This is a genomic window from Spirosoma humi (genome assembly GCF_054776575.1).
This window is the reverse complement of record NZ_BAAHBR010000001.1, coordinates 83,087-95,404: the sequence shown is the minus strand read 5'-3', so window position 1 is coordinate 95,404 and position 12,318 is coordinate 83,087. Positions and strand designations below refer to the sequence as shown.

Genomic DNA, 12,318 nt, shown 5'->3' with positions numbered 1-12,318 from the left:
CACTCCGTTTCCGCTCGTTCACTCGTTTACTCTTTCGCTCTTTATACGATGAAAAATAGATTCCTTTCGTTAACCATTGCTGCCGCCATGATGCTGGTCGGTTGTGATCGAAGCCTGGACATTATCAACCCTAACCAGGTAACGGCCGAGTCGTTCTGGAAAACCGCCGATGATGCGCTGGCGGGTGTCAACGCCGTGTACAGCACGATGCACCGGGGCGGCATTTCGCGCTGGATGCCATTTTATTACATCATCCGATCTGACGAAGGCCGGAGCCAGAGCCCCGCTACCGATATTGTCAATAACATGGATCAGTTCCTGATTACTGACTATAATTATGGCAATGCCTACGCTGTCTGGAACGACAATTATATCGGTATCAACCGCGCCAATCAGGTGATCGACAACGTACCGAACATCCAGATGGATGCGACGCTGAAGGGGCGTTACCTGGGCGAAGCCAAGTTTTTGCGGGCCATGTATTACTTCCACCTGGTTACCCTCTGGGGCAACGTGCCACTGGTTCTGCAAACGTCGGTGGTTGGCGATAAACCGAATTCGGCTACCATTGCGCAGGTGTGGGCGCAGATTGAAAAAGACCTGAACGAAGCGGCTCCCGTCTTGCCAACTACGTATGGGTCGGCCGATTTGGGCCGGGCGACCAGGGGGGCTGCCTATGCGTTGCTGGCCAGAGCACAGCTGCAGCAACGCAAGTATACCGAAGCCCTTACCCCTTTGCAGTGGCTGGCCGAAGGGGAGGGTAAAACGGTATATGCCCTGATGCCAAACTATCGTGACAATTTCCTGATCACAACCGAAAATAACCGGGAATCGATCTTCGAATGGCAATTTCAGATCAACACGGCCGAAACCACGGATGATGATACGGAGACGCCAAACCAGAACTACGGCACCTCACTAGCGCAGTTTTTCGGCCCTCCGGGTATTGGCTGGTCGGATGGCGAAGCCCAGCGCTGGCCAACGCGTGAGTTTACCGAAAAAACGACAACCGGCGCCCGCGACCCCAGGCTGGACGCTTCCTTTCTGTTTGACTCGACCGATGTGCGCGGCCCCGATTACACCCAGATTTATGGGCAGTCATTTACGCAACGGTATGGCCGGGAGAACAAACGCGTCTGGTTCCGGAAGTTCCAGAACGACCATTGGAAAAATGATGAAGGCTATCGCTCGCCAAACAACTGGCGGTACATCCGGTACGCCGATGTCTTGCTGATGTATGCCGAAGCCCTGAATGCAACCGGCAAAACAACGCAAGCCTATACCTATGTGGATCAGGTGCGGCAACGGGCGGGCCTGCCTGCATTGACCGCTGCGAGGCCGGGACTAACGCAGGAGCAGTTTCTAACCCAGCTAAAGCATGAGCGCCTGCTGGAACTGTCGGGTGAGGGCCACCGCTGGAACGACCTGGCCCGCTGGGGCGACCTTGGTCAGCAGTTAGCCGTTCGCGACCCGGCTTTTTCTACCTTCGTGAAAGGCAAAAGTGAGTTGTTACCCATTCCGCAACTGGACCGGGACCTGAACCCAAACCTGACGCAAAACCCGAATTATTAAGTTTGTTACTGGCCAGAGATGCACGAAGAAGCACAGAGATTTCTTTGTGTATCTCTGTCTCCTGAAACATTTACCTCCCTGATGAAGTACTACCTGTTTTTCTTCGTATTACTGATTATTGCCTGCCAGTCTGCCGACAAGCCTACGCCCACGCCTAACCCACCGGTTACGGCGGTTGATACGGTCGGGAAGTTCCAGAATCCGTTGCTGACGGCGGCCCCCGACCCCTGGGTGACCTACAAAGATGGGTTCTATTATGTCATGCATACCACGGGCAATAACCTGCGCATCTACAAGACGGCCGCCATGAGTCGGCTGGGCGCGAGTCGTCCCGTAACCGTCTGGACCCCACCCGCCACCGGCCCTAACTCGCGCGACATCTGGGCACCGGAACTTCATTTCCTCAATGGCAAATGGTACATCTATTACGCAGCGGATAACAACGGCGTCGATGCTACCCACCGTATGTTTGTCCTCGAAAATGAATCTGCCGACCCAACCCAGGGAACATGGACCGACAGGGGGCAGCTCAACTTACCCGACAACAAATGGGCGATCGACGGAACCGTGGTGCAGAACAACGGACAGTTGTATTTTGCCTGGTCGGGTTGGGAAACCGATTTGGGTGGAGCCCAATACATCTATATGGTTAATCTGGCCAACCCCTATACCGTTCAGGGTACAACCCGCCTTCGCCTGTCCTCGCCTGACTATGCGTGGGAAAAACAGGGCTTCGGTGTCAATGAAGGGCCGGAGTTTCTGGTGCATGGCAACAAGATTTTCCTGATCTATTCGGCTAGTTTCTGCGGAACCGATTTCTACGCGTTAGGCCAGCTATCCGCCGATACCAGCGCCAACCTGCTCGACGCTAAATCCTGGACAAAGTCGCCCGCGCCGGTCTTTGGCCCCAACGGAGGAAATGGTACGTTTGGCGTTGGGCACAATAGCTTTTTCACCACACCCGCTAACGCCGGACCACAGGAGAACTGGCTAGTCTATCATGCCAACGGAGCCTCGGGACAGGGCTGCGGCAATCAGCGCTCCATCCGCATGCAGCCCTTTACCTGGAAAGCCGATGGCTCGCCTGATTTCGGTACGCCTGCCGCCCTGACGGCCTGGATCAAGCGCCCAAATGGCGAGTGAATGTAGGAGACTATAGCCCGTTCAGACCACCGTTTCGACCTCACGGACTGCCATGCTTGCCTTGAATCGGCGGCTAAAATAGATGAACGAAGCAATTACCAATACGCCATAGACAGCCGATAGAATGTACGCGCCATCCATAAAAAACTCCCGGTAGCTAATCGTGGCGTGCCCGAAATTCTTATAAAGCAACACCGCTACGCTACCCAGATAGCCGTACCAATCGGCCAGCGTTACGATGAATCCCACGGTGCTCACGTAGCGGAACGTGGCAATCAGACGCTCAAAATACAGTCCGTTGCAGGGCACATAGGCCATGTATAAACCCAATCCCGTTAACAAAAACCAGTTGCCTGGCGACAGCATACCGGTTGAGTAGGCGTATGTACTGACGCCAACCAGCGTTCCTCCGGCCAGCATCAGGCAGTTAAGCAGCGCAAACGCCCGAAAATTGTTGGTAACCCGCTGGAGCAGCGCCATGACAATAAGAATCCCGACAGCAACCAGGGTTTCGGTTTTGGCGAAAATACCCGGATTGTCGACACCCGCGTCTTTCAGAATTTCCGGTCCGAAGTTGTCGCGAAAATCCCGGAACGCGGATAACAGCACATACGACGCAATGAGCAGGACCAGCCCCGGCCTGAAGTTTCGGACAAAGCTTCGGCGCTCGTCGGCATCCATTGGCTTACGCTCGGTACGAAGGGCGCGGTCCTCAGCAGTGGGGGGCGGCAGCAGGGTCAGCGCATAAATAGACACCAGCATGGGCAGCACAAACAGACTACCCGTCACAAAAGGCAACCAGAATTCCGACACGCCCCAATCGGCCCGAATGGTCAGCGCCACCGTTTTAACAAAGCCCGATGCAAAAATAAACGAAGCTGTCAGGCCCGCTACGAGTCCATCCGTTTGCCGTCTGCCTTCCAGAAAGCCCAGCATGGTGCCGTAGATCAGGCCTAAGGGTAACCCGTTCAGAAACAGGAAGATGATGTTGTAGGGAGCGGGTACAAGTGCAAAGCCAAGCAACGCCAGCAAGGCGATCAGGACGAACAGCAGGATATTGATGGCCCGTCGGCTCGGCGACATCTCCGAAACGACCTTAATACCAATGCCTTTGGACATAGCATAGCCAAAGACCTGCGCCGTAACCAGCCATATTTTATAGCTGATACCGGCAAAAGCCATCCCCTCAAACGTAACCGCCGTGATACCCCGACGAAAGGCGTACATACAGGCGTAGGTACAAAAGGCAGCCGTAGCGCCGAAAAGCATGAATGCCGTCGGATTCCGAAGGAAGGCAGGAGATTTCACAAATAGCTTGCGTTAATGTTGATGAATACGGGTTTGGCCAAAATTAAATTGGGGCACGAAAGCGCAAGATAAAACAAAATTGGCCTCGCGGCTAAGGAAATGGCCAGGTTAATCGGTAGTTCCGACGTCGATCATCAACCGGCACTACAGTTAATACGCTCCGTTCTGCTGTCGATAATGTTCGGCGCGCTGGTCAGCGCGGTCATCCATTTCGGGTCCTTTCTGGATCTTACGCCAGTCGAACGTTTTCTTATACGGTTTCATGGCCGCTTTCGGGTCAAACACCCGCACATCGGGTAGCACGGCATCGTACGGTCTGAAATCCGGTTTATCCGTGAAGAAGTCCTGAAGCAGCGAGGCCGTTTGATCGTACTGATTGACATACGGCACACCCAGTATGTTGTACATCATTTTCAGAATAGACCCGAAGTTGGCGTGCGTGTGCGACACATACCCACGCTTAACGTACGGCCCGGCCAGCAACAGCAGCGACCGGTGTGCATCAATGTGGTCTACGCCCCCCTGCGGGTCATCTTCGGTGATGATGACAAGCATATTCTTCCAGTATTTCGTGCGGGACAGAAAATGCAGTACCCGACCAACGGCTAGGTCATTATCAGCCATGTAGGAGTGCAGATACGGATAAGCGAAGTCGGGACGCGGTCCGGCCCCGTGATCGTTGGGTATCTGCATGGTCACAAATTGAGGCATTGGCTGCTTCCCTTTGATCCACTTAGCCGTGAATTCGCGCTCGAACTGCTCCATCCGATACTGGTCAGGGACATTGGTATTGTATCCGGCAAAGTCGCGCGAGGTATGCGGGTACACGGCTTTGGGCATGGGAAACACCACCGACTGAGCCGCTCCAAACTGAGTCGTTGTCCACTCCTCCACGTTCCCGGCATATTCGTTGGCCTGCCCGAAATTATACAGCGATACCTTGTTTCGCTCGAAGGCTTCCCACAAGCCCCCAATCTCATTGTAATCTTCGGGATCTATGGCACCAGATGCCTTGGGAAACCGTCGGCCCGGTGCTTTGGAGTCGGGATCGAAACGCCCCGCCGAAGCCGCATTGGCCTCTACCCATTCGTTGGGAATGGTACCCAGCATCCAGTGGTGACCATGAATGCTGGCGTCAGAATCGCAGTAGAAATTATCCGAAAACGCAAACTGTTTGGCTACCCGCACGTGGTTAGGCATAACGTCGGCGTTGGTCACGCGTACTGTATCGCCCGGCCGATCCGTCGTTCGGCCGCTGACTCCCCGGCTGGTCGATATTCGGCTTTTGATGGTCACTCCCACCCCGAACCGCGCCAACGTCGAATCGCCATTGGCCGTCCAGCCCGGCCCCGTCGTTAGCTGGCCCAGTACTTCATCGTATGTCCGGTTTTCCTTTGTAATGTATACGATGTGCTTTATGGGCGACTGGCGCGTTTTTGGTAAAACAGGCAACGGATTGCGGCCATCGTCGGCTAGCGTAACCGTCTGGTACGTATTGTTCAGCACCTGCTTTGTGTAAATTGCTAATTGAGCCGCATCCGGTACGGCAATTGCCTGAAAAGTACCCAACTGAATATCGCCGATGTAAGTCCCCTGGGGTGGTTTCACAAAGGTAGCTCCCCCATTAGGGCCTGCACCGTATCCCCGCGCCGACGTCACGTACAGCATCTGCCCGGGTCCGTCGCCGGGCGCTAAGGCTACGCGGGTTGGCCCCCATCCGGTTGGAATCAGCCCCCGGACCGTGCGCGTAGGCACGTCAACCACTGCCACGGCATTGAACGCCAGTAAGGTTACGTACAACGTTTTTTCGTCTTTGGTTAAGGCCATACCAAAAGGCATGAGTCCCCGATAGCGGTCGAGGGTTGCGTTGACGCGGAGCGGAATGGTGCCCGCTACCTTTTTACCGGAACGGCCAACCGATTTATAGTCAATGATCGAAATGTTATCGTTCGTTGCATTGGAAACGTAAGCATACCGGCTCCCAACGACCACCGAATTAGGCGATGCGCCACCGACTACCTCAGCCTCCTCAATCATGTCCCCAATCTGCACCCCGGTTTTCACTTTATTGATCACCTTGTTGGTCTTCAGATCAACCGTCCAGACGCTCATCGCTTCATCGACTAATGGGCTTCCCAAGCCCGGAATCCGGCGTCCTTCCACCTCTACCCCTTCTGCGGACTCTTTGGTATGAGCGGCATAAGGCGGAAATTTGAGCGCCATCGTGTCTTTGTTGGTCTTGGTTACGCCCGGCACTTTAGGGTACGCATACAACCCAACGTTGGCGACAAACGCCTGTTTTTTATCCGGACTGATGGCCAGACCAAACGGTTGTCGGCCGGTGGGGATCGAAGCGGTGATTCGTTTGGTGGTCAGGTCGATGCGTACGAGTCGGAAATTAGCCCTGTCCAGCACCAGCAATTCACTCCCATTCAGCAGCAAGTCGGAGGTGAAGCTATCCGTGTAGCCATTGCCATCGAGGGCGATACTGTCGATGGTTCGGTATTGATCCGTGTCGAAAATAAGTACCCGTCCTTTGTCGCCATTACTCAGGTAGGCCGTGCGGTTGTCGGGAGCGAATGCCACACCCAGAAACGAACCTTCTTTCAATGCGGCCGGGATCGTACCGGCATAATCCGGAATACGGGTAGCCGCCAGCTCATTCAGGTTATAGACGGTCAGAACACCATCGTGCAGCGATACGGCCCGTTGCCCATTGGGCGATAGTGCCAACCCGAAAGGGTCATTGGTGATCCGCATGGTTTTACCGGCAGGGGTGACATAACGGCCACTGGGTAATACGGATCGCCCGCTCGTATCTATTTTGCAAAACTCCGCCCGTCCCGGCACTTGCAGGGTCGTATAGATTCTGGGTTTGGGCTGAGCTGCCAGGTGAAAACAGGGAAGGAGAAAAAAGGAGAAGAGAATGTGCTTCATGATCTGGTCTCGAGGTTTTTCTAAACGTTAAAATAGATTAACGGATAGAAAAGTCTCTTCCCAAAGGTAATCGTATGTCAATCAGCCTCTCAACAAAATGCATTAAGAATTTATGTCCAGATAGGTCCAGACTCCCCAGGCGGTCAGTATGTTAAGTGGTATTTACCGATAGACCGCTGATTTTTATTCACGAAAGCCTTCAGACGGGCTCAATATGAACGAGCACATCATAAACGGACGGTTTCTCTTTGAGAATAGCCGCTTTGACGGCATGAGCAATATCATGCCCCTGTTTAACCGTAAGATCACCGGGAACCAATACGTGCAGATCGACGAAATACTCAAAGCCCGTTTTCCGAACCCTATATTTGTCGATTCCCTTGACCTGTGGAACACTCAAGGCCAGCGCTCTGAGTTCGTTTTGCCAGTCGCCGGCGGGTGTTTCGTCCATAATTTCGCCAAACGATGGCCGGAAGATCAGGTACGCGTTGTAAACGATCACAAGCGAAGCCAGCAGAGCCGCCCAATCGTCGGCACTTTCGTAACCAGGACCGCCGATCAGGGCAATACTAATGCCTACAAAAGCCGTCAGCGAGGTGATGGCATCACTGCGGTGATGCCAGGCATCGGCTTTTACAGCACTACTGTCGGTTTCGGCCCCCACTTTCGAAATCCGCCGAAACAGGATCTCCTTCACCAGAACTACGCCCGCCAGAACAGCCAGCGTAAAGGGCGCGGGTATTTCGTGGGGAACCTGAATATTATGGATGCTCTGCACCGCAATCAGGATGGCAGCCCCCACTAAAGCCAGCGCTACGACAATGGCAGCCAACGGTTCGGCTTTCCCATGTCCGTACGGATGATCCAGATCGGGAGCCCTGGACGCAGTACGGAGGCCAAACCAGACAAAAATCGAGGTGACGATGTCCGTCCCCGACTCCATAGCGTCGGCGACCAGGGCGTACGAATTTCCCAGCCATCCGGCCAGCCCTTTCACCAAAACCAGCCCGATATTGACGGCAATACCAATCAAGGTTGTTTTCTGACCCCGTTCGGCCTGGTGCGGCTTTATCGATTGTTCCATGTTGAGGTAGATGTCTATACGGAACATGGCCCTCCTGTCGGCAAAGCTAAAACAGCTCGCTGGTCACCCCTTGCCCTCCGGCTTGGCGGACCAGAAATCCACGTTCCATGTACTGTCAACCCCGTAGTGGCCAGTTGGTTCATTTTTAACGAATGGCCACTTCGGGTATAACCGGATAAGCCGAGGAAATATGCGATCAGGCTCTGCCGGGGCGGCACGTCAACCACCGCCATCGCTGACGAGTTTACGCACCGATAAGAATACAGGACGATTTTGTACTATTGCCGAACGTTATCAACACAGGACGCTATTGCCATGCTATTCAGCTTCAACGCTACACCCGATTTTGACTTTATGACTTACTTTGCCCGTCACATACAGGGAACTGTAAAGAACGGTCTCCTGGTGATACCTAATCATCTGGGGCAGGGGTACATACGCAAACTATCGTTCGGGCCGGACTTCAAAATCACCATACACCGTTACTGTCTTAACGAAGATCTTATCATCAAGCGCAATACATCCGGTCAGGGAAATGATCTGATTACCGTCTTTTTCTACAACAACGAGCAGGCCCTTGAGATCGCCTACAATGATGACACGCAGGTATTGTTTTCTCAGCGCGATGAGTCGGCCATTCAGGTTACGTCCAACGACCTCAGCTCAACTATCCGCTTTCCCGCCCGGCAAACGATTCATTACGTAGTGGTCGCTATCAAGCCGACCCGTTTAACGGAACTATTAGCCGTCAGCGAACCCAATTCGGTACTTCAAACCATTACCGGCAGCGGAAATTCCTTTCTTTTCTTCGAACGCATGGCCGCCGAGACCAAACTACTGCTTAAAAACATGGCCACCGTGGACATGAATGATCACCTAAGTCACTTCTACATGCAGATCAAGGTGCAGGAGCTGCTCTATCTGGTTTTCCATAAATTGTCTTTACGCGAAAGTGCTGTCCATCAAACGATCAACAGCGCCGATGCGGAACGACTCTTGTCTATACGGAATGAGATCATCAGCAACCTGAGCGTGCCCCCGGTAATTCGTGAGCTGGCACAAGTCGCAGCCATGAGCGAAACCAAGCTCAAACAGCTTTTCAAACAAACGTTCGGTAACACGATCTATAACTATTTCCAGCAAGCCAGAATGGAAGAAGCCGCCTTCCTGTTAAAACAGGGAAAGCATTCCGTTGGCGAAGTGGGCTATGAGCTGGGCTTTTCCAACCTGAGCCACTTCAGCCGACTATTTGAAAAGCATTACGGCCTAAACCCGAAGCGATACTCTGTTTCATAAGGCGCTGTTTACCCGAGGTAATCGGGTGGAAATACTTGCTGACCGTATTTTTCGGCGATTGCCTGTAGTTGTTTAATGGTTGCTTCATCCAAATGGGGTACCGGAAGAAATTGGCCGGGAGCAACCGGCTGCCCGATTTCCTCGAAGAACGTTTCCAGGCCCGCAGGTACCACGGTGCAAAGCAAATGGGCCGTTTGCTGGGTGGTATTCTTAAAACCGTGCACGACGCCCCCTTTAGGAATAGTGATGAAGGCACCTTTGGTCGCCTTATAATTACCGAACTCGGATTTGACCTCGATTTCCCCTTCAATTACGTAAAAGGATTCCTCAAAACCCGCATGGGCATGTGGACCAGGTCCACCGCCGGGCGGAATCAGCATGTCGATCGTGGCGAAAGCTCCTTCGGTGTCTTTTCCGCTGATCAGGATTCGATAGGTATCTCCAACAACAGAAACGGTTTTCCCCTCTTCGGGACCTACGGTGAACGGTTTTTTGTGGTTTTCCATGATGTTTAGTTTGACATACGCCACAAATTTCGGTAGGCTCCAGGCCGGAAAATACCCCGATGTGACCGTAAATCAGTCCGATCAGACAAACCAGATTATCCAGTATGCATCCTCGAACAATCATCTTATAAGAACACAGCCCAGGTAGCTATCTTGCTTGGCCTGCCTTGTCGCATTCGACTATTCTTCTGGCTTTTTGCGCTATTTACAGTTCTAAAGAAGGCCCACCTTTGTGTTGTAAACGAAAAACACACGGCAATGAAAAATTCAGGAATGCCTTCAAGGAACATGAGAAAAGTAATTTACAACCAGTTTGGCGACGAAAGCGTGCTCGAGTTGACCGAGCAAGCGGTGCCAGGTATTGAGATGGATCAATTGCTGATCCGGGTGAAAGCGGTTTCGATCAATCCCCTGGATTGGAAAGTATACGGCGGAGAAATGAAATTGATGTCGGGCTCTTCATTCCCCAAATCGGTAGGCATCGATTTCTCGGGTATTATCGAGCAAACCGGCAGCGCCGTTACACGCTTTACCGCTGGTGATGCGGTCATTGGTTTACTGGACGTATTCAAGGGCGGAGCTTTGGCCGATTATATTGTTGTCAAACAGACTGATATTGCCCCAAAACCAGCCAACATCTCGTTCGAAAAGGCAGCCGCCCTACCCGTAACTGGCCTGTCAGCCCTCCAGATCATTGATCAGCTAGCTGGAGTTGGCCCTAACCAGGATGTACTGATCAACGGGGCTACCGGCGGGATTGGCGTATTTGCGGTTCAGGTTGCCAAAAAGCGCGGTGCCCGGGTGACGGCGGTTGTCAGTACGAAAGGAGTTGCCGAGGCAACAAAATGGGGTGCCGATGCCGTAGTCGACTACACAAAGCAGCCCATCCAGCTCCTTAAACAACGATTCGACGCAGTTATTGACCTGTCTACCAAGCTTTCTTTCACGGAGGCAAAAAGCCTGATGAAGCCCAAAGCGGTCTTTGTCAGTACGCTTCCTTCCCCGCTGACGCTTATTTACTCGTTCATCAATAATCTCTTTTCCGGGCAAAAACTCAACGTGCTAATCGTGAAGCCGACTGTTGACGGGCTCAATACGTTAACGAAGCTAGCCGAAGCTGACCTGCAAATCGTGCTGGATAAGACATATTCCATAACCAACGTTAGGAAAGCCTACCAGGAAGCCCGTCGGGGCAAACTGATTGGCAAATCGGTGATCGTTCTTGATTAAACGTAGATTTCCTGGTTGTAAGCAGGCCAAAAATAAATGCTTACACTACATTAGTTTATTTCCTAAGCCGGTTTCACGCAGACGGTGCTCAAACGTTTCGGACTACTACTCATGGCATTTCGACCATTGCTTTAATGACTTCATTGGCTGGGTCAAGCCAATTGGCAAATTCACTGCCTACCTGATCGAAACTGACGCGATGGGTGATGTACGTGGTGGGGTCAATGTCGCCACGTTTCATACTCGAAATAACAAGTTCAAAATCAGCCCTGGTAGCATTGCGGCTACTCATGAGTGTGGCTTCGCGCTTATGAAACTCAGGGTGGTTCACGCTGATATCTCCCTTCTGTAAACCAACCAGTACATACCGACCACCGTGGGCCAGATACGAAAAGGCGGTGTTCATAGCCCGCAAACTACCGGTGGCATCGATCACAACGGTAGGCATATCGCCCTTGGTAATGACCCGTAACTCTTCCTGTACGTTGTCGTTGGCAGCATTTATGGTAAATGGAACGTTCAGTTTATCACGGCAGAAGGTCAGTCGGGATGGGTTAATGTCCAGGGCAATGACGGTTGCTCCGGCAATCCGGGCAAACTCCATAATCCCTAAACCAATGGGACCTGCGCCAACCACCAATACAAATTCACCAGCCTGCACCGCTGCCCGACGAACACCGTGAGCACCAATGGCCAGGGGTTCTACCAGTGCCAGTTCATCGAAACCCAACCCTTCTCCATGCACCAGCAAACGGGAAGGCACAGATAGATATTCAACCATACCACCATCCATATGAACGCCGGCAACCTGCAACGATACGCAACAGTTCGGTTTTCCCGACCGGCAGGCGATGCAGTGCGTACAGTTCAGGTAAGGAATAATGGTAACGGATTCACCCGGCAGAAAATCGGGAGCCCCATCGACAGCTACCACTTCGGCGGCTAGTTCATGGCCTAAAATGCGAGGGTAATTAAAATATGGCTGCGTTCCCTCGAACGCGTGCAAGTCGGTCCCACAAATACCTACCTGCCTGATTTTCAGTATAGCGTTCCCAGGTGTTAGACTAGGAACGTTTGCTTCTCCGTAGGCAAACTGACCGGGTGTAAGGCAAACCAGGGTCTTCATAAGCAAGTCAATCTAAATTAGGAGACAATTGCCTGTCTCTTTTGATGATCCAGTACCGGTAGGCGAACTTAGTAAAACAATACAAAGGAATAGTATTTTTCAACAACCATCATCCG

Annotated in this window: 9 protein-coding genes; 4 read left to right on the top strand and 5 right to left on the bottom strand. The window is 52.6% G+C overall.

Features of this window, described 5'->3' with window-relative positions:
* Window positions 1-48: 48 nt before the first annotated feature.
* Both ACYU8Y_RS00385 and ACYU8Y_RS00380 read left to right on the top strand, forming a co-directional pair.
* On the top strand, window positions 49-1,572 hold the full coding sequence (locus tag ACYU8Y_RS00385; RefSeq protein WP_460933041.1) for a RagB/SusD family nutrient uptake outer membrane protein: 1,524 nt from the start codon (window positions 49-51) through the stop codon (window positions 1,570-1,572).
* Between the two features lie 81 nt (window positions 1,573-1,653).
* Complete coding sequence (locus ACYU8Y_RS00380; RefSeq protein ID WP_460933039.1) at window positions 1,654-2,715, top strand: glycoside hydrolase family 43 protein; 1,062 nt, start codon at window positions 1,654-1,656, stop codon at window positions 2,713-2,715.
* A gap of 21 nt (window positions 2,716-2,736) precedes the next feature.
* On the opposite strand, the gene ACYU8Y_RS00375 is transcribed toward ACYU8Y_RS00380, so the two are convergent.
* From ACYU8Y_RS00375 to ACYU8Y_RS00365, 3 genes are all read right to left on the bottom strand, one after another.
* Window positions 2,737-4,023 (bottom strand): DUF5690 family protein, encoded by a 1,287-nt coding sequence (locus ACYU8Y_RS00375; protein ID WP_460933037.1) that lies wholly within the window; start codon window positions 4,021-4,023, stop codon window positions 2,737-2,739.
* Window positions 4,024-4,173: 150 nt separating this feature from the next.
* Entirely contained in the window at window positions 4,174-6,960 is a 2,787-nt protein-coding gene (locus ACYU8Y_RS00370) for a bifunctional YncE family protein/alkaline phosphatase family protein (protein ID WP_460933035.1), read from the bottom strand.
* A gap of 199 nt (window positions 6,961-7,159) precedes the next feature.
* Window positions 7,160-8,044 (bottom strand): cation diffusion facilitator family transporter, encoded by an 885-nt coding sequence (locus ACYU8Y_RS00365; RefSeq protein WP_460933033.1) that lies wholly within the window; start codon window positions 8,042-8,044, stop codon window positions 7,160-7,162.
* 315 nt (window positions 8,045-8,359) lie between these two features.
* On the opposite strand from ACYU8Y_RS00365, the gene ACYU8Y_RS00360 reads away from it, so the two are divergent.
* Window positions 8,360-9,340, top strand: a complete 981-nt coding sequence (locus tag ACYU8Y_RS00360) for a helix-turn-helix transcriptional regulator (protein WP_460933031.1) — start codon at window positions 8,360-8,362, stop codon at window positions 9,338-9,340.
* An 8-nt stretch (window positions 9,341-9,348) separates the two neighbouring features.
* Here ACYU8Y_RS00360 and ACYU8Y_RS00355 read toward each other — a convergent pair whose 3' ends face one another.
* Window positions 9,349-9,846 carry a cupin domain-containing protein gene (locus ACYU8Y_RS00355; protein ID WP_460933029.1) on the bottom strand — a complete coding sequence of 166 codons (498 nt, stop codon included), beginning with the start codon at window positions 9,844-9,846 and terminating at the stop codon, window positions 9,349-9,351.
* A gap of 288 nt (window positions 9,847-10,134) precedes the next feature.
* Here ACYU8Y_RS00355 and ACYU8Y_RS00350 point away from each other — a divergent pair, with 288 nt between their 5' ends.
* Entirely contained in the window at window positions 10,135-11,076 is a 942-nt protein-coding gene (locus ACYU8Y_RS00350; protein ID WP_460933027.1) for an NAD(P)-dependent alcohol dehydrogenase, read from the top strand.
* A gap of 109 nt (window positions 11,077-11,185) precedes the next feature.
* Here ACYU8Y_RS00350 and ACYU8Y_RS00345 read toward each other — a convergent pair whose 3' ends face one another.
* Entirely contained in the window at window positions 11,186-12,202 is a 1,017-nt protein-coding gene (locus ACYU8Y_RS00345; RefSeq protein WP_460933025.1) for a zinc-binding alcohol dehydrogenase family protein, read from the bottom strand.
* Between the last annotated feature and the right edge of the window lie 116 nt (window positions 12,203-12,318).